Source organism: Bradyrhizobium sp. Kon37 (assembly GCF_055807535.1).
The window spans coordinates 560,661-585,380 of record NZ_JBVVOY010000001.1; the positions used below are offsets into that span (position 1 = coordinate 560,661).

A 24,720-nucleotide genomic window follows, 5' to 3' on the forward strand; every position below is an offset into this window, starting at 1 on the left:
TGATGCCCGCGGCCCCGAGGCCGCTTGAAAGGCCAAATCAGCCCGCCTAACTTGCGCGCCAAAACGAGGAAACACGATGGCTCACGAAACCGCAACGCTCGCCGCCTATGTCGCCAACCTGAAATTCCAGGATATTCCGGCGGAAGTGCTGGATCGGGCCAAAGTGCTGACGCTGGACTTCCTCGGCAGCGCCATCCGGGCCCGCAGCGAAGCGGAATCGACCCCCTCGATCCTGAAGATGCTGGAGGCCCTTGCGCTCGACACCAAGGGCGAATCCACCGTGTTCGGCGACACCAAGACCTGGACCCCGGCGGTCGCGGCACTGCTCAACGGCGCGCTCGGCCATTCCCTCGACTTCGACGACACCCATGCGGACTCCTCGCTGCACCCGAGCGCGCCGGTGGTTCCGGCCGCCTTCGCCATCGGCGAGATGGTCGGCGCCTCCGGGCGCGACGTGCTGACCGCGATCGTTGCGGGCTATGAGGTCTGCTGCCGGCTTGGCAACGCACTCGACCCGACCTCGCATTATGCCCGCGGCTTTCATCCGACCGCCACCGCCGGCACCTATGGCGCAGCCGCGGCCGCTGGCAAACTGTTCGGCCTCTCCGAGCAACAGCTCATCGCCGCCTTCGGCGTCGCCGGCAGCCAGGCCGCGGGCTCGCTGCAATTCCTGGTCAACGGCGCCTGGAACAAGCGCTACCAGGTCGGCGCCGCCGCGATGAACGGGGTGATCGCCGCGACGCTGGCGCGCAACGACTTCGTCGGCGCGACGGAATCGGTCGAGGGCAAGCACGGCCTGCTCGCCGGCTACACCGACGATGCGCATCCCGACAAGGCGGTCGCCGAGCTCGGCAAGACCTACGAGACCATGAAGATCGGCGTCAAACCGTATCCGAGCTGCCGCTATACCCACGCCGCGATCGACGCCCTGATCGCGATGCGGCGCGAGCACAATCTGACGCCCGACCAGGTCAAGCGCGTCGAGATCGGCCTGCATCGCAACGGCATCACGCTCACCGGCGACGCCGCGACCAAGCGCCACCCGACCTCGATCGTCGGCGGCCAGTTCTCGATGTTCTTCACCGGCGCGCTCGCGCTCGACCAGGGCTCATTTGGCTGGGACGACTACACCCGCCTTGGGGACGCCGCCATCGACGCGCTCGCCGACAAGTTCGACGTGGTGCAGGACGATCGCCTCGAGATCGGCCGCACCCATCCGTTCGGCGCGCGCGTGAGCATCACGACGGACGACGGCGTGCATGAGCGGCTCTATGCCGATCCATCGGGAGAGCCGACCTCGTTCCCGGATGCGCAGGCGATGCAGCAGAAGTTCTTGACGCTCGCCCGCCCGGTGTTGAATGCGCGCGCGGAGAAATTCGCGGACGCGATCATGACGCTGGAGCGGTTCGACCGCGTGGCGAAGGCGACGGAGCTGGGGAGGTAGTAGCTCTCGCCACACGAATGCTGCACCCTCGCCCCTTGTGGGAGAGGGTGGCTCGCCGCGCAGCGGCGAGACGGGTGAGGGGTTCTCTCCGCGAGCACACCTCTCACAATTGCATTCGCAGAAGCATACCCCTCATCCGGCGCTTCGCGCCACCTTCTCCCACAAGGGGAGAAGGGAAGAGAGCACCTCAATTTACCCCCGCCACCTTTCCCTTCTCGCGCGTTGCTGCAATCACATCCCGCACCAGATCGAACACACCGTCCGCTTCCGGCGGCCAGTTCGGCGAACGTCCTAACCGCACGATCACCAGACGCTCCGACGGAACCACGATCGTGTATTGCCCGATCGTGCCCTTGGCGAAGAAGGCATCGCGCGGCCAGCCGTGCTCGACGCGAAAGGTCGCGCCAAAGCTGTCGCCGTGGTTGGTCCAGAAGCCGGCGCCGATGCCGACCCATGCATTGGGCGTCGCCGACGCCGAGTAATTCACCCAACCCTCGGGCAGGATGCGCCGGCCGCCGGCGACGCCATCGTTGAGATAGAGCTGGCCGAAGCGCGCCCAGTCGCGCGCGGATGCGAGCATCTCGCTCGACCCCTTGATCGTGCCGGCGCCGTCGAGCTGGAGCGTGACGTGTCGCATGCCGAGCGGCGCGAACAATTCGCGGCGCGCGAAGGCCAGCGCATCCGCAGGATTGCCGCCGGCAGCGTTGCGGATCAGATGCGCGAGCAGGATGGTGTTGCCATCGTGATAATTCCACACGGTGCCCGGCGCGGTCGCAAGCGGCATGCTCGCGGCATAAGCGGCCATGTCGTCTTCGGTGAATTTCATGCGATTGACCGGCTCGAACGCGGAGCCGAGCGAGGCCTGAAGCGAGCTGCCGAGCGCAAGGCCGGCGGTGTGGCGCAGCAATTGATCGACGCTGATGGCGTGACGCGGATCGTCCGGATTTGTCCAGGCGGCAACCGGTGCGGGCCCGTCGAGCTTCAGTCTGCCCTGACGCACGAGGATCCCGGTGAGAGCCGAGATCACGGACTTGGTCATGGAGAAACCGAGCAGCGGCGTCTCCGGTCCGATGCCGTCCGCATAACGCTCGGCGATGATGCGGCCCGACTTCATGATGACGATCGCGCGGGTTCGGCGATATGGCAACGAAGTCGGCTCGGCGAAGGCGCGATCGAGCGCGGCTGACAGCTCCGGGCTCTGTGGCGACACGAGCGCGGGGCCGGCGATCTCGGGCAACAACGCCGGCTGCCTGTCATCAGGCGGCAGCCTGAGGTCGGCGATCTCAGCGCCGTGCTCGAGCGTACAGCCGAGGCCCTCGCGATAGACGGCATGGCTGCGGCCAATGCCGAACAGCGTCACCGTGACGTCCTTGCGTGCGCGATCGACCTGATAGTCCATCGCCCAGGTCAGCAGACCGGCGCCCGGCATCGCATCAACGGTCTCGATCTGATTGCGCCTGACATCGAGGCCCGAGACAAACGTCTCGGAACAGAGCACGTCGGCGATGAAGCCGGTGGCGACCCTGGGCACGTCATGAGCGCGAACCGCGCCGAGCGCGAGGCCGGCAAAGGCGATGGTGGTGGCGAGAAGGACAATCTTGCGGCGGGTCACGGGCTTGCTCCGGCTTGAGACGCGTGCCGGAGACGAAGCGGCATTCACGCGATGCCCGCTCGCCGGATTTGGAAAACGGCATAGCTAAATCCGCGAGACGCTCGCCGATTCCAAAATAACCTAGATATTACAGTGCCCTAAAGCTTAGACGGCATTCACCTTGAGCCGCCGATATTCCGTCGGCGTCACGCCGGTCACGGCCTTGAAGGCGCGGTTGAACGGGCCGAGCGACTGGAAGCCGGAATCCATCGCGATGGTGATGACGGGGACCTCGGCCTGGGCGGGATCGGCCAGCGCGGCCTTGGCCTCCTCGATCCGGTGATTGTTCAGGAACACATTGAAATTGCGGTAGCCGAGCCTCTGGTTAATCAGCCGGCGCAGCCGGTATTCGGGAATTTTCAGCCGAGCCGCCAGCACGCCGATGCTGATGTTCTCCTGGCGATAGATCCGCTCGTCCGCCATCAGCCGCATCAGGGCGTCGATGAGCTTTTGGTCGGCGGCGTCCTCGCCCACAGGCTGGCTCGCTGCAATGACCGGCGCAGCCTCCGCGGCAGCCGGAAACAGGTCGGCGCCGTCGACGCGCATCATTGCATAAGCGATGGCCGCGACTATGCCGGCGAGCACGCCGGTATTGATGGTGTTGGCGACGTCGCCGATGTCACTGCCGACGACAAGGATCTGGAGCAGCGCGTTCAATCCGCCATAGAGCGCGGCAGCACAGACGATGAAGACGCGAACACGGCGGCGGCGCTCGACCAGATCGGCCGACCATGAGGCGATCGTCTGCATGATCGCGAGCGCAATGAAGCCGAGCACGATCAGGTTCACCGCGGTGACCGCGAACCGGACATGTCCGCCGGGTGCGATCCAGAGACAGCTGACGAAGCTGAAGGCTGTCACCAGCCCCCAGGTCAATCCGTGCCAGCGGTGCAGGCGAAACTCGTCGTCGAACAGCGCGCGCGTGAACAGCCAGAACACCACGATATTGCCGGTCGACACCGCGATCAGCGGCGCATGCCATGCCGGGACCAGCGATGATGTTCCGACAGAATAGCTCACAGCATGCGCGGCCGAGCCGAGAGCAAAGGCCGCACCGAGCCGGGCTGCCAGCACAGTGCGGAAATCGCTGACAAGCGATGCCGCCAGCACTAATAGCAACGCCACAGAAGCGGCGCGGAATGCGAGTTCAAGGGCGGCTGACGTCATCAGATGCTGTGGCTGATCGGTATGAGCGAGCCGAACATCGTCCGTCGGGTTGATTTTTTCAAGCACCATCCGCACCACAGCTGTCATCGTCCGGCTTGACCGGACGATCCAGTACTCCGAGACGGCAGTGATCGAGCCGAGTGGACGTGGCGTACTGGATGCCCCGCCTTCGCGGGGCGTGACAGCGGGCTTAGCCGCGACGCTGGCGCGGAATCCTGCTAGTATCGAGCCCAAGCAATTCAGACGGAGTTTTACCATGAGCTGGCAACCCTCGAACGATCCCGTCCTCGGCGATCCCATGTCCTGCGATGCGCTCGATCTCGTCATCGTGCCGCGCACGCGCGATCTCGGCGACGGCTTCGCGGTGCGGCGCGCGCTGCCGCATGGCAAGCGGCAGATGGTCGGACCCTTCATCTTCTTCGACCATTTCGGGCCGGTGCAGTTCGTCTCCGGCAAGGGCATGGACGTGCGGCCGCATCCACATATCGGGCTTGCCACCGTCACCTATCTGTTTGACGGCGCGATCATGCATCGCGACAGCGAGGGCAACATCCAGGAGATCCAGCCCGGCGCGATGAATTTGATGACGGCTGGCCGCGGCATCGCGCATTCCGAGCGCACGCCGGATGTACAACGCGCCGCGGGGCAGAAGATGCTGGGCCTGCAAAGCTGGATCGCGCTGCCGGCAGGATCGGAAGAAATCGCCCCGTCATTCCAGCACTACGGCGCGGGTGACCTGCCGATGGTCACCGAGCGCGACTTCACCGCGAAGGTGATCGCGGGCTCGTCCTTCGGCGTCACCTCGCCTGTTACGATGGTGTCGCCCTGGTTCTATACCGAGGTCACGGCGGTGGCAGGCGCGACCGTGCCGCTCGATCCCGATCATGAGGAGCGCGCCATCTACGTCGTCGACGGCGAGGTCGAGATCGCGAACGAGCGCTACGAAGGGCCGCGACTGCTGATCTTCCGCCCGGGCGACCGCATCACGGTGAAGGCGCTCAAGGCCACGCGGATGATGTTTCTGGGCGGCGACGCCCTGGAGGGTCCGCGCCACATCTGGTGGAATTTCGTCTCCTCCAGCAAGGAGCGGATCGAGCAGGCCAAGCAGGACTGGAAAACCGGCCGCTTCGCTGCGGTTCCGCAGGAACATGAGTTCATTCCGCTGCCGGAATAGGCTATCCCGGTTTCCGGTCGCGCGATCAGGCGCGGCCGGATGTCCCGTCGCAAGGCCTTGCTCCGAAAGTTCTGCCGATGACCGCCATGCTCTCCAGCGACCTGCCCCTGCCCAAGATCGGGCGCGGCAAGGTGCGCGATATCTACGCCGTCGACGACGACCGTCTGCTGCTCGTCACCACCGATCGCATCAGCGCCTTCGACGTCGTGATGGGCGAGACCATCCCGATGAAGGGCGCGGTGCTGACGCAAATCAGCGCCTTCTGGTTCAACGAGCTCGAAGGCGTGGTGCCGCATCACATGATCAGCGCCGACACTGACGAGATCATCGCCGCCGTGCCGGCGTTGAAGCCGCATCGCGCCGAAATTCTCGGCCGCGCCATGCTGTGCCGCCGCACCACGGTATTTCCGATCGAATGCGTGATCCGCGGTTATCTCTCGGGCTCGGCCTGGAAGGAATATGCAGCAAGCGGCACACTGGCCGGCGAGAGGCTGAAGGCGGGTCTGGTCGAGAGCGAGAAGCTGGAGCCTTCGATCTTCAGCCCGGCGACCAAGGCCGAGACCGGCCATGACGAGAACATCACCGTCGCGAAAATGCGCGAGGTCGTCGGCGACGAGACGGCCTACACGCTGGAGAGCATGACCCGCGCGATCTACACGCTCGGCGAGGAGCTCGCCCGCGAGCAGGGCATCATTATCGCCGACACCAAGTTCGAATTCGGCCGCGACAAGGACGGCCGCATCATCCTGATCGACGAAGTCATGACGCCGGATAGTTCGCGGTTCTGGGCCGTCGACGCCTACAAGCCGGGCCAGCCGCAGGCGAGCTTCGACAAGCAGCCCTTGCGCGACTATCTCGACGTCGAGCGCCGCGCCGGCCGCTGGAACGGCGACGCCCCGCCGCCGCCTTTGCCCGCAAGCGTGGTGGACGCGACCAGCAAGCGGTATCTGGAAGCATATCGCCGGGTGACGGGGAGCGAACTCAAGATCTAGCGCAGGTTTTATCGTCGTCCCGGCGAAGGCCGGGACCCATACCGCGAGGTCTATCGATCGCTGACGGTTCTAATCCCGAACAACCGATCTTCGCCACACATCTCCGTGGGGGTATGGGTCCCGGCCTTCGCCGGGACGACACCGAGTATGTGTGCCTGCTCGGTGGCTCTCCATCCGCCTGCTGCGCATGATTGGCCGTTCGCACGCCGTGGACCGCATCCCCACCGAATGCTCCCAGTGTAGGGTACTCCACATTTGAAAGAAACTTGTTGCGCTACCGTCCGAGTCGTCTACCTCTCGGAAGCGGAATATTCACGAGCGAGTGTTACGGCGTGACAGATCCAGCAATTGGCTTCACTCCGTCGGCCGGGCTCACTCCGGCCCTCAAACGTGCGCTGACTGATATATTGGGCGGGAGCGCCGCCAGCGTCCTGACCGTCACGTTCGGTCTGTCCTACTCGCTGCTGATCTTCGCGGGGCCGTTGTCGCCCTATCTGTCCTACGGCATCACGGCCACTTTCGTCAGCTCCGCGGTGCTTGCGGCCGTCGTCGGGCTCGGCAGCTCCCTGCCCTTCGCGATTGCAGCCCCCGACAGCTCGACCGCGGCGGTGACGGGAATCCTGGCGGCCTCAGTGGTCGAACGCATCGAGACGGCGCACCTGTCGGCGCCGTTGCTGTCACCGATCCTGATCACGCTCGGCCTGTCGACGATGCTGACAGGCTTGGTGCTGTGTGGGCTGGGCCTGACGCGGCTTGGCCGCGCCATCCGCTACGTGCCTTATCCGGTGGTCGGCGGCTTCCTGGGCGCAACCGGACTTCTCATCGTCATGGGTGCGGTCCGGGTGATCACCGACCACCCGCTGCAACTGGCGACACTGTCGCACTTCGCCAACCGCACCATCCTGCTGGAGCTGGGTGCCGCCTGCGCGATGGCGCTGGTGCTGTATCTCACCTGGCACCGCTCGCGCAGCCCGTTCGGACTGCCGATCATCCTGGTCGGCGGCGTGCTCACCGCGCATCTGGCGTTCTGGATCACCGGCGTTTCCTTCGATGAGGCGCACACATTGGGCTGGACCTTTCAGTCCCCACCGCAAGCGGTCTTCGTGCTGCCCTGGCACACCGACGATCTCGCCCGCTATCCCTGGTTTGTCATACCGGACCTGCTCGGCAACGTCGTCGCGGTCATCTTCGTCACGGCCTCCAGTACGCTGTTCAACACCACCGGGATCGAGGTGGCCACGCATCGCGAAGCCAATCTGGAGTGTGAGCTGAACGTCACCGGTGCCGCCAATATCCTGACTGGCATGCTGGGCGGCTACCCCGGCTGCAGCTCGACCAGCCGCTCGATGCTTAATTTCTCCAGCGGCGGCCGCGGGCGCCTGTCCGGCCTCACCGCCGCAGCGCTGTCGCTGCTGGTGCTCGCCGTCGCACCCGAGCTGCTCGGCTTCATCCCCAAATTCGTGCTCGGCGGCCTGTTGCTCTATCTCGGCGCCGACCAGCTGCACAAATGGATCATCGAGTCGCGCAAGCGGCTGTCGAAGCTGGAATATCTGTCGCTGATCGCCATCATCGCGATCATCGTCGCCTGGGGTTTCGTTCCGGGCATCCTGATCGGCGTCATCATCGGCTGCGCGACGTTTGCATTCAGCGCCGCGCGGGTGGAGTCGATCAAGTACAGTTTCGACGGCTCGGAGTACCGCTCCTCGCTCGACCGCTCGCGCGACGACCAGGACGTGCTGCTGGCCCATGGCGGCAAGATCCAGGGCCTCAATCTCCAGAGCTATCTGTTCTTCGGCTCCGCCAACCGGCTCTACCAGCACGTCAAGCGACTGCTTCAGGAGCGCCCCGAATGCCGCTATCTGCTGTTCGACTTCAAGCTCGTCACCGGCGTGGATTCATCGGCCGCCTATAGCTTTGCCCAGATCAAGCGCAGCGCCGGCGAACTCGGCGTCGAGCTGATCCTGGTGCACCTGTCGGCTGCGGCCGAGAAGGTGCTGCGCTCCAGCGACTTCGTCGGCGAGGGCGTCACCATCATCCCCGAGCTCGATCGCGCGCTGGAATGGTGCGAGAACGAGCTCATCTCGCAGCATCAGGAGCTGGCGCAGGAAGAAGCCAGCCTGCGCGACTGGTTCACGCGAATGCTCGGCAGCGAGGATGGCGCCGACGAGCTGATCCGCCGCTGCCAGCGCATCGAGGTCGAAGCCGGCGAGGTCATCGTGCAGGCCGGCGATCCCGCCGATTCCATGCATTTCATCCTCGACGGGCGCGTCGGCATCATGATTCCGGCCGACGACGACCGCACCACGCGCGTGCGCAGCCTCGGCCGCTACACCACGATCGGCGAGATGGGGCTGGTGTCACAGACACCGCGCAGCGCGACGATCCAGGCCGAAGTCGACAGCGTGCTCTACGTGTTGAATACGCATCAGTTCGACGCCATCAAGACCGAGGATCCCGCGCTCAGCCACAAGCTGCTGACCTATTTCGTGTCGGTAATGGCGGAGCGGCTGACCTTTGCGAACCGGACGATCGCGGTGCTGCGACGGTAGCGAGGCCGTAGCTTCGTCATTGCGAGGAGCTCTTGCGACGAAGCAATCCAGACTGTCTCGGTGGAAAGATTCTGGATTGCTTCGCTTCGCTCGCAATGACGTGGAGGAATGACGGCGACCTAAACCCCCGCCATCATCACGTATTTGATCTCGACATATTCTTCCATGCCGTGATGCGAGCCTTCGCGGCCGAGGCCGCTTTCCTTGACGCCGCCGAAGGGTGCGACTTCGGTGGTGATCAGGCCGGTGTTGACGCCGACCATCCCCGACTCCAGCGCCTCGGCGACTCGCCAGACGCGGCCGAGATCGCGGGAGTAGAAGTAGGAGGCGAGCCCGAACGGCGAGGCGTTGCACATCGCGATCACGTCGGCCTCGTCCTTGAAGCGGATCACCGGTGCGAGCGGGCCGAAGGTTTCCTCCTGCGCCACCAGCGAGTCCGGCGTGACGTCGGAAAGGACCGTCGGCTCGAAGAACGAGCGCCCGAGCTCGCTGCGCTTGCCGCCGGTGACGACCTTGGCACCCCGCTTGACGGCATCGGCGATGTGGCGCTCGACCTTGCCGACCGCCTTCAAATTGATCAGCGGGCCCTGCGTGACGCCGGTTTCCGTGCCGTCGCCGATCTTCATCGCCGCGACCTTCTTCGACAGCTTCTGCACGAACTCGTCGTAGATCTTGTCCTGGGCGTAGATGCGGTTAGCGCAGACGCAGGTCTGGCCCATGTTGCGGTATTTCGAGACGATGGCGCCTTCGACCGCCGCATCGATATCGGCGTCGTCGAACACCACGAACGGCGCGTTGCCGCCGAGCTCGAGCCCGAGCCGCTTCACGCCGACGGAGGCCTGCCGGTAGAGAATCTTGCCGACCGCGGTCGAGCCGGTGAAGCCGACGAAGCGCACGGCCGGATGCTCGCACAGCACCTTGCCGATCGGCGCTGCATCGCCGGTGACGATGTTGAACACACCCTTGGGCACGCCGGCTCTCTCCGCGAGCGCGGCAAGCGCCAGCGCCGACAGCGGCGTTTCATTGGCGGGCTTCAGCACCACGGTGCACCCGGCCGCAAGCGCCGGCGAAACCTTTCGCGTGATCATCGAGTTCGGGAAATTCCACGGCGTGATGGCGCCGCAGACACCGATCGGCTGCTTGATCGCGAGCAAGCGCGCATCCGGCCGCTGCGTCGGAATGGTCTCGCCATAAACGCGGCGGGCCTCCTCGGCGAAAAATTCGACATAGGCGCCGCCGATGTCGACCTCGCCGAGCGCTTCGGCGAGCGGCTTGCCCTGCTCGGAGGTGAGAATCAGCGCGAGGTCCTCGCGATTGGCGATGATCAGCTCGAACCATTTGCGCAAGATATTGGAGCGCTGCTTGGCGGTGTGCTTGGCCCAGGCCGGGAAGGCGCGTTCGGCGGCCTCGACCGCCTTGGTGGCGTCATCGGCCGAAAGCTGCGGAACCTTTGCGAGCTCGACGCCGGTCGCGGGATTGTTGACGGCGAAGACCGGCGAGCCGACCCAGGCGCCGTCGATGTAGCAGGCCTCCTTCAGCAGCGACGGGTCCTTCAACCGGTCGCGCAGATTGGACGTGGCGTGCTGAGCACGTGCGGCGGCGGTCGGGGTCATGGCGTTACTCCCAAGGGGCTTTTGCGGGCTGTTCCGGTTCGGCCGGAATATAGGGAGAAGCGGCGCGCAATGCACCGTCCCGCAACGCACATCTGCTGGGAGCCAGGCTCGGAGCGGCGGACTTACGCCGCGCCGCTCAGATAGGTCTCGCGCCGCCCGATCATGCGCTCGGCGGCGGCCTTGGCGTCGGCCTTCGAGGAGGTCGCGCAGGTCCGGTATTCGAGATCAGGGACGTCGGATGCGTTGCGGCGGCCGAACCAGGACTTTGAACCGACCGGCAGCAGCGCCAGCGCCTGCGCCAGATTGTCGACCGCGCCGAACGAATAGAGCGCACCGGTGCCGGCGATACGGACCTCGTAGATCCCGGGCGCGATCGGCGCTTCGAGATTTTCGCCCCGTCCGGGACGGGGATAGCGCTTCCATTCGCTCCAGGTCGAAATCATCTGAGGTCCCCCTCGCGGCCGGTGGGCGGCCGCGAAATTTGCATCAAGTCTTAACGTTGGCCGTCGATCGGCCGAGAGCTGAACGCCGCAGCTCACAAAATGTTTCAAGTGCGTCAAACAGTCGAAACATATCGCCAGCACCCATCCACGGTCACGGCTGGCTGCGGCCATCCACCGCAGATTGTGACGGTGTGTTGTAGTTCAGCCGCCTTGTCGTCGTGCGCGGGGAGCCGACCGTCAAGTCACGACATCGCGACCGCGGCAGGTACGTGGATGTGCTTGCCGCGCGGCGCACGCGGGAGGACAATCGATCGCTTCCAACAATAATCAAACCGGAGGAAACGCGTATGCAGGGCAAAGCTGAGATCGACCAGATTCTGCGCCAGAAGAGCGAGGCCATGGAGATTCCCGGCGTCGTCGCCATCGCCGCCAGCGGTACCGACGTGCTGTATCAGGGCGCGTTCGGCAAACGCGACCTGTCCAAGCCGGATGCGATGACCGCCGACAGCGTGTTCTGGATCGCATCGATGACGAAGGCGGTGACATCGGCGGGCGCGATGCAGCTGGTCGAGCAAGGCAAGCTGTCGCTGGATGCGCCGATCGGCGAGGTGTTGCCCGATCTCGCCAAGCCGCAGGTGCTCGAAGGTTTCGATGCCAAGGGCGAGGCCAAGCTGCGGCCGGCCAAGGGGCCGATCACGCTGCGCCAGCTCATGACCCACACGGCAGGCTTCTGCTACAACATGTGGAACGGCGATCTCGCGGTCTATCTGGACAAGAACGGCATCCCCGCCATCACCACCTGCCAGAACGCGGCGTTGAAGACGCCCATCATGACCGATCCCGGCACGCGCTGGGAATACGGCACCAATATCGATTTCGTCGGCAAGGCCGTGGAAGCCGCCAGCGGCAAGCGCCTCGATGCCTATCTGCGCGACAATCTGTTCGCACCGCTCGGCATGAGCGATACCGCTTTCAAGATCACCGCCGACATGCGCAAGCGCCTCGTCGGCATGCATGCGCGCGGCGAGGATGGCCAGCTCGCTGCGATCCCGTTCGAGCTCGAGCAGGAGCCGGAATTCCACATGGGTGGCGGCGGCCTTTATTCGACCGCGGCCGACTACATCAGGTTCACCCAGATGATCCTCAACAAGGGCCGCTGTAACGGCAATCAGGTGCTGAAGGCCGAGACCATCGCGACGATGGGGCAGAACCACATCGGCGACCTCGCCATGGGCAAGATGACCACGGCGGCGCCGATGTACACCAACGACGTCGATCTCTATCCGGAGCAGGTGAAGAAGTGGGGCCTCAGCTTCATGATCAACACCGCGAAGACCGCCGAGGGACGCAGCGCGGGCAGCCTCGCCTGGGCGGGCCTCGCCAACACCTATTACTGGATCGACCCGGCGCGCGACGTCACCGGCGTGATCCTGATGCAGCTGCTGCCGTTCGCCGACGCAAAATGTCTCGAGGCTTTTGCCGGCTTCGAGCGCGGCGTCTATGCCGGACTCGATGCCGGCAGCGGGCAGAAGGCGGCCTGAGGCGCGCCTAGCTCTCACGACGCGTGACGGCCGGGCTTGTTGTCCCGGCCGTCCACGCACCTGACTGGAGGACACGATCTTGGCAGACAAAGCCGACAGTTACGTTTGCGGCATCTCCGACACGCCGCTGCTCGGCGACACCATTGGGCGCAGCCTCGATCAGGCCGCGCGGCGCTGGGGCGATCGCGAGGCGCTGGTCTCGCCCAGCCACGGCGTGAGGTGGACATGGAGGGAGCTTGCCGCGCGGGTGGACGCGCTCGCCGCCGGCTTTGTCGCGCTCGGCCTCGAACGCGGCGAACGGATCGGCATCTGGTCGCTGAACCGGCCGGAATGGACGCTGACCCAGTTTGCCGCCGCCAAGGCCGGTCTCATCCTGGTGACGATCAATCCGGCTTACCGGCTGAGCGAGCTGGAATTCGCGCTTCACAAGGTCGGATGCAGCGCCATCGTCACCGCGACGGCGTTCAAGACCAGCAACTACATGGACATGCTCAACACGCTGTTGCCGGAGCTTGCAAGCGCCAAGCCCGGGCAATTGCGCGCCGCGCGGCTACCGGCCTTGCGCATCGTGATCCAGATCGGCGGCCCCGCCTGTCCGGGCACGATTCCGTTCGACGAGGTCGCCGGCATGGCCGGACCCCTGCACCGCGAACAGCTCGCCGCGCTCGGTGCCTCCCTGCAATTCGACGATGCCGTCAACATTCAGTTCACCAGCGGAACGACGGGATCGCCCAAGGGCGTGACGCTGACCCATCACAACATTCTCAACAACGGCTATTTCGTCGGCCGCGCCATGCGCCTGACCGAACAGGACCGCATCTGCATTCCTGTGCCGCTCTATCATTGCTTCGGCATGGTCATGGGCAACCTCGCCTCCGTCACGCTCGGCGCGACGATGGTCTATCCCGGCGAAGGGTTTGATCCGCTGGCGACGCTGCGGACGATCGAGCAGGAAAAATGCACCGCGCTGTACGGTGTGCCGACGATGTTCATCGCCGAACTCGACCACGGCGAATTCTCAAGCTTCGATCTGACATCGCTGCGCACCGGCATCATGGCCGGTGCACCCTGCCCGATCGAAGTGATGAAGCGCGTCAATAGCGAGATGAACATGGGCGAGGTCACGATCGCCTATGGCATGACCGAGACGAGCCCGGTCAGCTTCCAGAGCGCCGTCGACGATCCGCTCGATCGCCGCGTCTCGACGGTCGGGCGAATCCATCCGCATGTCGAGGTCAAAATCGTCGATCTCGACGGCAAGATCGTCAAGCGCGGCGAACGGGGCGAGCTCTGCACCCGCGGCTACAGCGTGATGCTGGGCTATTGGGAGGAGACGGAGAAGACCGCCGATGTGCTCGACGCCAACGGCTGGATGCATACCGGCGACATCGCCGTCATCGACGACCAGGGATATTGCAACATGGTCGGCCGCATCAAGGACATGGTGATCCGCGGCGGCGAGAACCTCTATCCCCGCGAGATCGAAGAATTTCTGTACCGCCATCCCAAGATTCAGGACGTGCAGATCTTCGGCGTTGCGGATACCCGCTACGGCGAGGAACTCTGCGCCTGGATCCGGGTCAGGTCCGGCGAGACGCTGACGATGGAAGAGGTGCGCGCCTTCTGCGACGGCCAGATCGCCCACAACAAGATCCCGCGCTATGTGGAATTCGTCGACGAGTTTCCGATGACTGTGACCGGAAAGATCCAGAAATTCCTGATGCGCGACGACGTGGAGCAACGGCTAGGGCTGAAAGCCGCGAAGACTGCGTGATGTCCCTGCCGTCATTCCCGCGAAGGCGGGGAATCCAGTACGCCGGAGCCTCTCGATTGATCACATCCGTCTCTGAGTACTGGATCGCCCGGCCAAGCCGGGCGATGACAGCGAGGATGAGGCTATTCCCCCTTAAACCGTCAGCCCGCGCTGCCCGGCGAGCTCCTTCAACGACACAAGCGGACGGGCGCCGATGTGCTGGATCACTTCGGCGGCAGCGAGCGCCCCGAGCTCGCCGCATTGCTTGTGGGACAGGCTGCGCGCCAGGCCATACAGGAAGCCGGCAGCGAAGAGGTCGCCGGCGCCGGTGGTGTCCACGAGTTTCGCGATCGGAGACGCCGGCGCTGCGACTGCATCAGTTGGCGTCACCACCACGCAACCTTTCTCGCTGCGGGTGACCACGCCGAGATTGACGTCGTTGCGCAACTGCTTGAGCGCGGTGTCGAAATCGGAAGTCTGGTAGAGCGAATGCAGCTCGGACTCGTTGGCGAACACGATATCGACAGTGCCGTTGCGCATCAATCCGAGGAACTCGTCGCGATAACGATCGACGCAGAAGGAATCCGACAATGTCAGCGCCACCTTGCGCTTGGCATCGTGGGCGATCTTGGCCGCCTTGACGAAGGCGTCCTTGGCGTTCTTGGGGTCCCAGAGATAGCCCTCGAGGTAGACGATGCCGGCGGCGGCGATCTCGGCCGGGTCGATGTCGGCCGGCGACAGATCCTGCGCAGCGCCGAGATAGGTGTTCATGGTGCGCTCGCCGTCCTCGGTCACCAGGATGTAGGAGCAGCCGGTCGCAGGGCCGTCCTTCGCGGCGGGCGTGTTGAAGGCGACGCCGGCCGCGCGGATGTCGTGGACGTAGAGCTTGCCGATCTGGTCGTCCTTGACCTTGCCGACATAGGCGGCGCGGGCCCCGAGGCTGCCGATGCCGACGATGGTGTTGGCAGCCGAACCGCCGGAAACTTCCGTCGCCGGGCCCATGTCCTTGTAGATGGCGGCGGCCCGCGCCTCGTCGATCAGGGACATGCTGCCCTTGGTCATGCCGTGCTTGCCCAGGAAGGCTTCGTCGGTCTTGACCAGCACGTCGAACAGCGCGTTGCCGATGCCGAGAACGTCATATTTCACGTCAGCCATTCACCTTGATCCTGTTTGGCGGATTGCGATACCCGCGGAAATCCGCTTCCTGTCGGTCTGAAATCTGGCTCGCGGCCTATCACGACCGGCCCTTCACGGGCAAGCAACGGTATTATGCAGTTCCGATGATCCGCTCCTTCCTGACCGTCTCGACGGGGACACTGGCTTCACGGCTGCTGGGCTTTGCACGCGATTCCCTGATCGCGGCGCTGCTCGGCACCGGCGCCGTGGCGGACGCGTTTCTGGCGGCATTTCAGCTCGTCAATGTGGTGCGGCGCCTGCTCAGCGAGGGCGCCCTGAATGCGGCGTTGATCCCGGCCTGGTTGCGCGTTCGTGACCGCGAAGGCGAGGCGGCTGCGGCGGCGTTCGCGGGAGGCGTGCTCGGTACGGTCAGCGCGTGCCTGATCGCAATCTCAATCGTGATTGCACTTTTGATGCCGCTGATCATCATGATCATCGCGCCGGGCTTCATCGGCAGCGCATCGCTCGATCTCGGCGTCCAGAATGCGCGGCTGATGCTGCCCTATCTCGCCTTCGCGGGACCCGTCACCGTGCTGATGGGCCTGCTCAACGCGCAGGGACGCTTTGCACTCACCGCGTTCTCGCCGCTGCTGTTCAACATCGCGCTGATCGCCGCGATCGCAGCACTCCTGCTGGGGCACGCCGATGCAACCGTCGCCGCGTGGATGCTGGCGGCCACCGTCGGCATCGCCGGCCTGTTGCAGCTCCTGATGCTGCTGTCACAGCGAAGTGCGCGTCTGGCGACGCCGCTGCGCGTGAGCTTCGACAAGGACATGCGCGGCTTCTTCGCCAAGGCGATCCCGGGCATGATCGCGAGCTCCGGCCCGCAATGGCTGATGGTGGCCGGCGCGATCATCGCCTCCGCCACGCCTGCCGCGGTCTCCTGGCTCTATTTCGCCAACCGCCTGATCGAGCTGCCGCTTGGCATTGTCGGCGTCGCCATGGGTACGGTGCTGGTGCCGGAGCTGACGCGCGCGGTGAGGAGCGGCGATCGTGATACGGTTGCGCATGCGGAATCGCGAGCGCTGGAACTCGCGACCGGGCTGGCGCTGCCGGCGACGCTCGGCCTGATCGTGCTGGCCGAGCCGATCGTGCGGCTGCTGTTCGAACACGGCGCCTTTGGCGCGGAGGACAGCGCGGCCACGGCGCGCGCCCTGATGTGGCTGGCGCTGGGCCTGCCGGCTCATGTGCTGATCAAGGCGCTGTCCCCGGCCTATTTTGCGCGCGGCGACACGATGACGCCGCTGCTTGCGACTGCCAAAGGGTTCGTGGTCGCGGTCGCGCTCGCGATCCTGCTCGGTCATTTCTTCGGCGCGAGCGGGATCGCCGCCAGCATTGCCGCCGGCGCCTGGAGCAGCGCGATCTCGCTGCTCCGGAAAGGCACGCGTGAATTCGGCTTCTCGGTCGATGCCGCCGCCCGCAAGCGGCTACCGCGAATCGTGCTCGCCGCGCTCGCCATGGGCGGCCTGCTATGGCTGACCGCAGGCTTCTTGCCTTCGGAGGCCCATGGGCTCATCCGCTTCATGGCGCTGGGATCACAGATCGCCGCCGGAATCGTCGTCTATGGCTTGCTCCTGCAAATCCTCCGCGTCACGTCCTGGCGCGAAGCGGTCGGTGCCTTGAAACGCCCCGCCCGGCCCGATCCCGGCGCCTGAGGTTAGCGAAATTCCCTTGACGGGGCAGCGCCGCTGTTGGAAACGACGCCCCGTATCTTGCAGGAAAGCTGCCATGCCATTCGTTGAACGGGTTTTTTCGGGCGTCCAGCCGACGGGCAATCTGCACCTCGGCAATTATCTCGGCGCGATCGTCAACTTCGTGAAGATGCAGGAAACCCACAACTGCATCTATTGCGTCGTCGACATGCACGCGATCACGCAGGGCGTGGACGTCTGGGGTGGACCGGTCGAGCTCGCGCGCAACACCCGCGAGGTGACCGCAGCGTTCATCGCCAGCGGCATCGACCCGAGCAAGCACATCGTGTTCAACCAGAGCCAGGTCTCGGGCCACGCCGAGCTCGCCTGGATCTTCAACTGCGTCGCGCGCATGGGCTGGCTCGGCCGCATGACCCAGTTCAAGGAGAAGGCCGGCAAGGACCGCGAGAACGCGTCCGTCGGGCTGTTCGACTATCCCGTGCTGATGGCGGCCGACATTCTGCTCTACCGCGCCACCCACGTGCCGGTCGGCGAGGACCAGAAGCAGCATCTCGAGCTCTCGCGCGACATTGCGCAGAAGTTCAACAATGACTTCGGCGACTCGATCCGCAACCTCGGCGCCAATGACGGCCTGTTCTTCCCGTTGCCGGAACCCTTGATCACGGGCCCGGCCACGCGCGTGATGAGCTTGCGCGACGGCACCAAGAAGATGTCGAAATCGGACGCGTCGGATAATTCGCGCATCAATCTGACCGACGACGCCGACACCATCGCGCAGAAGGTGCGCAAGGCCAAGACCGATCCGGAGCCGCTGCCGACCGAGGAGAAGGGTCTGGAAGCGCGCCCCGAGGCCGACAATCTCGTCGGCATCTTCGCCGCCCTCTCGGGCCGCTCCAAGGCCGACGTGCTCAGGGATTTCGGCGGCGGCCAGTTCTCCAGCTTCAAGAACGCGCTGGTAGATTTGTGCGTCACCAAGCTCGCGCCGATCGCCGGCGAGATGAAGCGCCTCGTCGCCGACCCCGGCCATATCGACGCGATCCTGAACGACGGCGCCGACCGCGCGCGCGCGATTGCCGACGAGACCATGAAGCTCTCGAAGGACATCGTCGGCTTCATCCGCCGGCGCTAAAGCGCGTTCGCGAAAACGCGGCCGACGTCACGGCGCCGGCCGCTTCCGCTCTCCCCAAGCACGACGGAGTGTGGCAGCATGTCAGCCGTGCACATTCCGGGACATGCATGACCAGCAAGCGACTTTGCTTCGAGCCGGGTCACAAGCCCAAATGCCTCGTCATCGTCGACGACACCGCCGAATGGGATCGCGCGGTCTATTACGCCAGCCGCTGGGCGATCCGCGCCGGCGGCGGCGTGGTGATGCTCCGCATCATCGAGCCCGAGCAGCAGAGCCAGGAATGGCTGGGGGTCGCCGACATCATGCGCGCCGAGGCGCAGGAGGCGGCCGAAGCCGCGCTCGACCGTGCCGCCGGCCGCGCCAACGGCATCGCCGCGATCACGCCGGAACGGGTGATCCGCGAAGGCGCCGCAATGGAACAGCTGCTGGCGGTGATCGACGAGGACCCCGACATCGCCATGCTGGTGCTCGCCGCGAATCCGGGCGCGGAAGGCCCGGGGCCATTAGTCTCGCTGCTCGCGCACGCGCTGGGCACGTTCCCGGTGCCGGTGACGGTCATTTCCGGCGCGCTGAGCGACCAGAGCGTGGATTCGCTGTCGTAAACTCAGGCGCTCGTCATGCCCGGGCTCCCGGCCATGACGCCGCGGGAGTTTGGCACCCCTACACTAACCCGCTGATATAACAGGTGAACGGCCAACTTACCCCTTGACCGTGCGTTCGCCGTCGCCATCTGCTAGTGGATAGAGCACGCGCCGGCCTTGAACCGGCGACGTCTGGAGAAAACCATGTTCATTCAAACCGAAGCCACTCCCAATCCCGCCACGCTGAAGTTCATTCCCGGCCGCGTCGTGGTCGACGGCGGGCCGATGGAATTTGCGAGCCGCGAATCGGCCGCACGCTCGCCGCTCGCCGAAAAGCTGTTCGAGGTCCCCGGTGTCACCGGCGTGTTCTACGGATCGGACTTCATCACCGTGACCAAGGCGAACGGTGAATGGCAACAGCTCAAGCCCGCGATCCTCGGCGCCATCATGGAGCACTATATGTCCGGCGCGCCGTTGCTCGCGGACGGTGCTGCCGCGAGCGATGTCGATCTCGACGACGAGGACGAATTCTTCGACGAGGCCGATGCCGAGACGGTCGACATGATCAAGGATCTGATCGAGACCCGCGTGCGCCCGGCGGTTGCCAATGACGGCGGCGACATCACCTTCCGCGGCTTCAAGGACGGTATCGTCTATCTCAACATGAAGGGCTCGTGCGCCGGCTGCCCGTCGTCGACCGCGACGCTCCAGCACGGCATCCAGAACCTGCTCAAGCACTTCGTCCCCGACGTGGTCGAAGTCCGGCCGATGTAGGCTGGGGCGCAAAGTCGTGGATGGCCGGGTCAAGCCCGGCCATGACGACCGGGATGATGCTATGATCGTTCCATGCTGATCCTCGCCATCGATACCGCGCTGGAAGCGTGCGCGGTTGCCGTTCTCGACACCGATTCCGGCCAGCTCCTCGCGCAGGAGCAGCTTCTGATGAAGCGCGGCCACGCCGAAGCGTTGATGCCGATGATCGCGCGCGTGATGCACTCAGCCAATCTTGCCTTCACCGCGCTCGACCGCATCGCGGTCACCATGGGCCCCGGAAGTTTCACCGGCCTGCGCGTCGGCATTTCGGCGGCCCGAGGCCTCGCGCTTGCTGCGAAGCGGCCCGCCGTCGGTCTGACCACCTTGTCGGCCTATGCCGCCGGCGTCGTCGGCCAAAGCGGAGCGGCGCCGGTGATCTCAGCGATCGACGCGCGGCACGATCACGTCTACTTCCAGATCGTGGCCGGTGACGGCAGTCAGCTGGTGCGGCCGGGCGTCGCTCCCATCGACGAGGCGATCGCGGCTTCGCAATTCGGCGCGCCGCATCTGGTCGGCAACGCCGCGAAGATCCTCGCCGAGCGCTGGCCGAAAGATATGCCGCAGCCGGTCGCGGTGGACGCACAGCCCGCGCCCGACATCGGCTGGGTCGCATGGCTTGGCGCCGCGGCCGATCCCGCGACAAATCCGGCGCGGCCGTTCTATCTGCGGGCGCCCGACGCAAAGCCGTCCACACAACTGCCGCTTGCAGCACAAGCCGCAAGCTCATGATGAGATGGTTCTCGGAATGGTGGCGCGGCGGCACGGCCGTCGTCGAGCCGGCTGTCGCGCGCGACGTCGCACGGCTCGCGCAGCTCCACGGCGACTCCTTCGCGCGCGGTTGGGGCGAAGGCGAGTTCGAGAGCATGCTCAGCGAGCGCAACACGCTGGTGCACCGGTTGCGCCTCGGCCGCAACACCGTGGGCTTCGCGGTGTCGCGGATCGGCGCGGACGAAGCGGAGATCCTCTCGATCGCGGTCGACCAGGCCCATCGCGGACGCGGCCTCTCTCGCACGCTGCTCATGACCCATCTCGGCCACCTGGCAGGCCGCGGCGTGCGCACAATATTTCTCGAGGTCGAGGAAAATAACCAGCCGGCGCGGCGGCTCTACGACCGAGCCGGATTCATGGTGGTCGGACGCCGCGAACGCTACTATAAGCAGCCGAACGGGGAACAATTGAACGCACTTCTGATGCGACGTGACTTGTCGTAACATTGATGGCAGAAAGCGCCCCGTCAGGCGGACATCACATGACTGGTCTTAAACCTTCCCCCGCTTCCAAGGCGTCCGGCATCGAGGCGCGCTGTGCCGCCACCGGCATGCGCATGACCGAGCAGCGCCGTGTCATCGCACGCGTGCTCGCGGAGGCGGTCGATCATCCCGATGTCGAGGAACTGTATCGCCGCTGTGTCGCCGTCGACGACAAGATCTCGATCTCGACGGTGTATCGTACCGTCAAACTGTTTGAGGATGCGGGCATCATCGAGCGCCATGACTTCCGCGAAGGCCGCGCGCGCTACGAGCAGATGCGCGACAGCCATCACGACCACCTCATCAACCTGCGCGACGGCAAGGTGATCGAGTTCACCTCCGAGGAGATCGAGAAGCTCCAGGCGGAGATCGCCCGCAAGCTCGGTTACAAGTTGGTCGATCATCGGCTCGAGCTCTATTGCGTCCCGCTCGACGACGACAAACCCACAAGTTAAGTGGCCATCGATCTCGTCATCTTCGATTGCGACGGCGTGCTCGTGGACAGCGAGGTGATCTCCTGTCGCGCGCATGCGGATGTGTTGTCCAGGCACGGCTATCCGATCACATCGGAGCAGGTGCTGGTCCGCTTTCTCGGCGTATCCGAGAAAGACGCACGGCGAATGGTCGAACAGGAGATCGGCCGCAATCTTCCCGATGATCTCGAAAGCCAAGTGAATGCGGCGACGCTGCAATTTTATGCCAGCGATTTGCAGTCGATCACCCATGTGGCCGCAGCGATTGGCGCAATCGATTTGCCCAAGTGCGTTGCGTCGAGCGGCACGCCGGAGAAGATCCACCACGGCCTGACCTGCGCCGGTCTCTACGATCTGCTCGCTCCGAACATCTTTTCCGCAAGCCAGGTCGCGCGCGGCAAGCCCGCGCCCGATCTTTTTCTGTTCGCCGCCGCGCGGATGAAAGTCGCGCCGCAGCGGTGCCTCGTGATCGAGGACAGCGTCCCCGGGGTGACCGGCGCGCATGCCGCCGGGATGCCCGTGCTGGGCTTTCACGGTGGCAGCCATTGCCCGCCAGGCCACGCGGAAAGACTCCGGGCCGCCGGGGCCGGATTGACGTTCGACGATATGCGGCAATTGCCGGAGCTGGTCCGGCGGGTCGCGGCGGACACTCTGGCGGGCTGAATCCCTCCTCTCGGCGTCATTCCGGGGCGATGCGCCAGCATCGAACCCGGAATCTCGTGCCAAAACCTCTGGATTCCGGGTTTGCGACTGCGTCGCGCCTGGGAATGACGACCGAAAAGACCCCCAATCGCTGGATTTTCGCCTTCCCAGCCTATATCTGAGGGCAGTCCTCCCACCTCATTTCCGGGTTCCATGACGCCGCCGCGCAAGCTGCACATCAAATCTTATGGCTGCCAGATGAACGTCTACGATGCCCAGCGCATGGTGGACACGCTGGCCCCGGAAGGATTCGTGGAGACGGCCAGCGCTGATGACGCCGACCTCGTCATCCTCAACACCTGCCATATCCGCGAGAAGGCCTCGGAAAAGGTCTATTCGGAGCTCGGCCGCCTGCGCGTCGCCAAGGACGCCGCCGCACGCGACGGGCGTACCATGCAGATCGCGGTCGCGGGCTGCGTGGCACAGGCCGAGGGCGAGGAGATTGTGCGCCGTGCACCCGCGGTCGACGTCGTGGTGGGACCGCAGAGCTATCATCATTTGCCGCAGCTGTTGAAGCGCGCCGGCAATGAGGGCCGCGCCATCGAGACCGAATTCCCGGCTCAGGACAAGTTCGGCTTTCTCGCCCAGCCCAAGCCCGGCGCGATCCGCGCCCGCGGCATCTCCGCTTTCGTCACGGTGCAGGAAGGCTGCGACAAGTTCTGCACCTTCTGCGTCGTGCCTTACACGCGTGGCTCGGAAGTCTCGCGGCCGGTGACAAAGATCGTCGACGACGTGAAGCGGCTCACTGAGAATGGCGTCCGCGAGCTCACGCTGATCGGACAGAACGTCAACGCCTATCACGGCGAGGGACCGGACGGAAAAAGCTGGCCGCTCGGCAGGCTGCTGGAGCACCTCGCGGCGCTCCCGGGCGTCGCGCGGCTGCGTTATTCGACCAGCCATCCGCGCGACGTCGATGACAGTCTGATTGCAGCCCATCGCGATCTCGATGCCTTGATGCCGTTCGTGCACCTGCCGGTGCAGTCGGGCTCGGACCGGATTTTGGCCGCCATGAACCGGAAACATACCGCCGATGATTATCTTGATGTCATCGACCGTTTCCGGTCGGCACGCCAAGACATTGCTTTCTCATCAGATTTTATCGTCGGCTTCCCGGGCGAGAGCGAGCAAGATTTTCTCGCGACCCTCGCGCTTGTCACGCAAATCGGCTACGCTGCGGCATATTCGTTCAAATACTCCGCCCGGCCGGGAACGCCGGCCGCGGACATGCAGGAGACGGTGTCCCCCTCCGAGATGGACCAGCGATTGGAGCGGCTCCAGGAACTGATCGACAGCCAGCAATCGGCCTTCAACAAGGCTGCGATTGGCTCAACGGTCGATGTGCTGTTCGAGCGTCCAGCCCGCAAGGACGGCCAGATCGTCGGCCGCACCGCATTCCTCCAGCCCGCGCATGTGATGGCCTCGCCCGACATCATCGGACAGATCCTGCCGGTCCGGATCGACAGCCTTGAACGCTACAGCTTCCTCGGTGAGCTCGCCATGGCGCACGAGCCCGCTTTATCGCCCATCGCCACTGGAGCCTGAACCCTTGCCCAAAAGCGCATCGGATTCGCCTTCTTCCATCGCTCCCAGCCGCAAATTTGACCGCGACATGCAGATTCCGCCCGAGACCCAGGTCGTCATCGATTTCGATGACAACCGCGCCGCATCCGCGCTAGTTGGCCCTTATGGCCAGCATCTGGCACAGATCGAACGGCGGCTCGGCGTCGTCGTCGATTCCAAGGGCAACCACATCACGATTGGCGGCTCGCGCGACGGCTGCGATGCCGCGCGCCGGGTGCTCGAGACGCTCTACGCCCAGGCCGTGAAGGGACAGGATCTCGACCAGGGCGAGGTCGAGGGCGCGATCCGAGCCGTGATCGCGCAGGGCTCGCTGTTCGAGTTCGACGCCAAGTCGGCCAAATCCACCTTCGACAGCATCAATTTGCGCAAGCGCCCGGTGCGTGCGCGCACGGCGGCGCAGGATTCCTACATCCGCGCGCTGAAGCGCCACGAGCTGGTGTTCGGCATCGGCCCCGCCGGCACCGGCAAGACCTGGCTCGCGGTCGCGCATGCCGCGCAGCTGTTCGAGCGCAAGGAAGTCGACAAGATCATCCTGTCGCGCCCGGCGGTGGAAGCCGGCGAGCGGCTCGGCTTTTTGCCCGGCGATCTCCGCGAGAAGGTCGATCCTTATCTTCGCCCGATCTACGACGCGCTCTATGACCTGATGGACGCGCGCATCGTCGAGCGCGCGCTGCAGACCGGCGAGATCGAGATCGCGCCACTCGCCTTCATGCGCGGTCGCACGCTGACCAATGCGGCCATCATCCTGGACGAGGCGCAGAACACCACGTCGATGCAGATGAAGATGTTTTTGACCCGCCTTGGCGAAAACAGCCGCATGATCGTCACCGGCGATCCCTCGCAGATCGACTTGCCGAACGGCCAGACCTCGGGCCTCGCCGAGGCGACGCGCCTGCTGAGCGGCGTCGAAGGCATTGCGCAAGTTCATTTCAAGGCCGAAGACGTGATCCGCCACGAACTCGTGGCGCGGATCGTCTCCGCCTACGAAGGGGCGCCGCAGCGGCCGGCCGCCGGTAAATCCTGACGAGGCAGCAAC

General features: G+C 65.0%; 21 protein-coding genes. 16 read left to right on the top strand and 5 right to left on the bottom strand.

The annotated features are described in order from the left end of the window. Positions 1-76: 76 nt before the first annotated feature. Complete coding sequence (locus tag AC0L3J_RS02660) at positions 77-1,444, top strand: MmgE/PrpD family protein (protein ID WP_473345823.1); 1,368 nt, start codon at positions 77-79, stop codon at positions 1,442-1,444. A gap of 187 nt (positions 1,445-1,631) precedes the next feature. On the opposite strand, the gene AC0L3J_RS02665 is transcribed toward AC0L3J_RS02660, so the two are convergent. Further along, complete coding sequence (locus AC0L3J_RS02665; protein WP_473345825.1) at positions 1,632-3,056, bottom strand: serine hydrolase domain-containing protein; 1,425 nt, start codon at positions 3,054-3,056, stop codon at positions 1,632-1,634. Between the two features lie 144 nt (positions 3,057-3,200). Next, complete coding sequence (locus AC0L3J_RS02670) at positions 3,201-4,262, bottom strand: AraC family transcriptional regulator (protein WP_473345827.1); 1,062 nt, start codon at positions 4,260-4,262, stop codon at positions 3,201-3,203. A 256-nt stretch (positions 4,263-4,518) separates the two neighbouring features. On the opposite strand from AC0L3J_RS02670, the gene AC0L3J_RS02675 reads away from it, so the two are divergent. The 3 genes from AC0L3J_RS02675 to AC0L3J_RS02685 all read left to right on the top strand — a co-directional run bounded on the left by AC0L3J_RS02675 (position 4,519) and on the right by AC0L3J_RS02685 (position 8,977). Further along, the gene (locus AC0L3J_RS02675) at positions 4,519-5,436 is read left to right on the top strand and encodes a pirin family protein (protein ID WP_473345828.1); all 918 of its coding nucleotides are present in this window, start codon (positions 4,519-4,521) and stop codon (positions 5,434-5,436) included. A gap of 77 nt (positions 5,437-5,513) precedes the next feature. After that, complete coding sequence (locus AC0L3J_RS02680; RefSeq protein WP_473345830.1) at positions 5,514-6,428, top strand: phosphoribosylaminoimidazolesuccinocarboxamide synthase; 915 nt, start codon at positions 5,514-5,516, stop codon at positions 6,426-6,428. 332 nt (positions 6,429-6,760) lie between these two features. Beyond that, positions 6,761-8,977 (top strand): SLC26A/SulP transporter family protein, encoded by a 2,217-nt coding sequence (locus tag AC0L3J_RS02685; RefSeq protein WP_473345831.1) that lies wholly within the window; start codon positions 6,761-6,763, stop codon positions 8,975-8,977. A gap of 119 nt (positions 8,978-9,096) precedes the next feature. Here AC0L3J_RS02685 and AC0L3J_RS02690 read toward each other — a convergent pair whose 3' ends face one another. Together AC0L3J_RS02690 and AC0L3J_RS02695 are read right to left on the bottom strand one after the other, a co-directional pair. Continuing rightward, positions 9,097-10,590 carry an NAD-dependent succinate-semialdehyde dehydrogenase gene (locus AC0L3J_RS02690; protein ID WP_473345832.1) on the bottom strand — a complete coding sequence of 498 codons (1,494 nt, stop codon included), beginning with the start codon at positions 10,588-10,590 and terminating at the stop codon, positions 9,097-9,099. 122 nt (positions 10,591-10,712) lie between these two features. Next, a complete protein-coding gene (locus tag AC0L3J_RS02695; RefSeq protein WP_007603877.1) occupies positions 10,713-11,033 on the bottom strand; it encodes a hypothetical protein in 321 nt (106 codons plus the stop codon). A gap of 347 nt (positions 11,034-11,380) precedes the next feature. On the opposite strand from AC0L3J_RS02695, the gene AC0L3J_RS02700 reads away from it, so the two are divergent. Both AC0L3J_RS02700 and AC0L3J_RS02705 read left to right on the top strand, forming a co-directional pair. Beyond that, positions 11,381-12,574, top strand: a complete 1,194-nt coding sequence (locus AC0L3J_RS02700; RefSeq protein ID WP_473345833.1) for a serine hydrolase domain-containing protein — start codon at positions 11,381-11,383, stop codon at positions 12,572-12,574. A 79-nt stretch (positions 12,575-12,653) separates the two neighbouring features. Continuing rightward, positions 12,654-14,348, top strand: coding sequence for an AMP-binding protein (locus tag AC0L3J_RS02705; RefSeq protein ID WP_473345834.1), 1,695 nt, complete (start codon positions 12,654-12,656; stop codon positions 14,346-14,348). 132 nt (positions 14,349-14,480) lie between these two features. On the opposite strand, the gene AC0L3J_RS02710 is transcribed toward AC0L3J_RS02705, so the two are convergent. Beyond that, the gene (locus tag AC0L3J_RS02710) at positions 14,481-15,482 is read right to left on the bottom strand and encodes an adenosine kinase (RefSeq protein ID WP_473345835.1); all 1,002 of its coding nucleotides are present in this window, start codon (positions 15,480-15,482) and stop codon (positions 14,481-14,483) included. A 125-nt stretch (positions 15,483-15,607) separates the two neighbouring features. On the opposite strand from AC0L3J_RS02710, the gene murJ reads away from it, so the two are divergent. The 10 genes from murJ to AC0L3J_RS02760 all read left to right on the top strand — a co-directional run bounded on the left by murJ (position 15,608) and on the right by AC0L3J_RS02760 (position 24,708). Then, entirely contained in the window at positions 15,608-17,158 is a 1,551-nt protein-coding gene (murJ, locus tag AC0L3J_RS02715; RefSeq protein ID WP_473345836.1) for a murein biosynthesis integral membrane protein MurJ, read from the top strand. 73 nt (positions 17,159-17,231) lie between these two features. Beyond that, complete coding sequence (gene trpS / locus AC0L3J_RS02720; RefSeq protein ID WP_473345837.1) at positions 17,232-18,284, top strand: tryptophan--tRNA ligase; 1,053 nt, start codon at positions 17,232-17,234, stop codon at positions 18,282-18,284. Between the two features lie 107 nt (positions 18,285-18,391). Beyond that, positions 18,392-18,886: a universal stress protein gene (locus AC0L3J_RS02725; RefSeq protein WP_007598307.1), complete on the top strand. Its 495-nt coding sequence runs from the start codon at positions 18,392-18,394 to the stop codon at positions 18,884-18,886. Between the two features lie 183 nt (positions 18,887-19,069). Next, the gene (locus AC0L3J_RS02730; RefSeq protein WP_275168744.1) at positions 19,070-19,639 is read left to right on the top strand and encodes a NifU family protein; all 570 of its coding nucleotides are present in this window, start codon (positions 19,070-19,072) and stop codon (positions 19,637-19,639) included. Between the two features lie 72 nt (positions 19,640-19,711). Next, positions 19,712-20,407, top strand: coding sequence for a tRNA (adenosine(37)-N6)-threonylcarbamoyltransferase complex dimerization subunit type 1 TsaB (tsaB, locus tag AC0L3J_RS02735; RefSeq protein ID WP_473345838.1), 696 nt, complete (start codon positions 19,712-19,714; stop codon positions 20,405-20,407). After that, entirely contained in the window at positions 20,404-20,889 is a 486-nt protein-coding gene (gene rimI, locus AC0L3J_RS02740; RefSeq protein ID WP_473345839.1) for a ribosomal protein S18-alanine N-acetyltransferase, read from the top strand. Before tsaB ends, rimI begins: the two co-directional genes overlap by 4 nt. Positions 20,890-20,927: 38 nt before the next feature. Then, positions 20,928-21,383: a Fur family transcriptional regulator gene (locus tag AC0L3J_RS02745; protein WP_007598312.1), complete on the top strand. Its 456-nt coding sequence runs from the start codon at positions 20,928-20,930 to the stop codon at positions 21,381-21,383. Continuing rightward, on the top strand, positions 21,384-22,064 hold the full coding sequence (locus tag AC0L3J_RS02750; protein ID WP_473345840.1) for an HAD family hydrolase: 681 nt from the start codon (positions 21,384-21,386) through the stop codon (positions 22,062-22,064). It begins immediately after the preceding gene. Between the two features lie 192 nt (positions 22,065-22,256). Continuing rightward, positions 22,257-23,645, top strand: a complete 1,389-nt coding sequence (miaB, locus tag AC0L3J_RS02755) for a tRNA (N6-isopentenyl adenosine(37)-C2)-methylthiotransferase MiaB (protein WP_473288321.1) — start codon at positions 22,257-22,259, stop codon at positions 23,643-23,645. Positions 23,646-23,649: 4 nt separating this feature from the next. Next, entirely contained in the window at positions 23,650-24,708 is a 1,059-nt protein-coding gene (locus AC0L3J_RS02760) for a PhoH family protein (RefSeq protein WP_473345841.1), read from the top strand. Positions 24,709-24,720 lie beyond the last annotated feature (12 nt).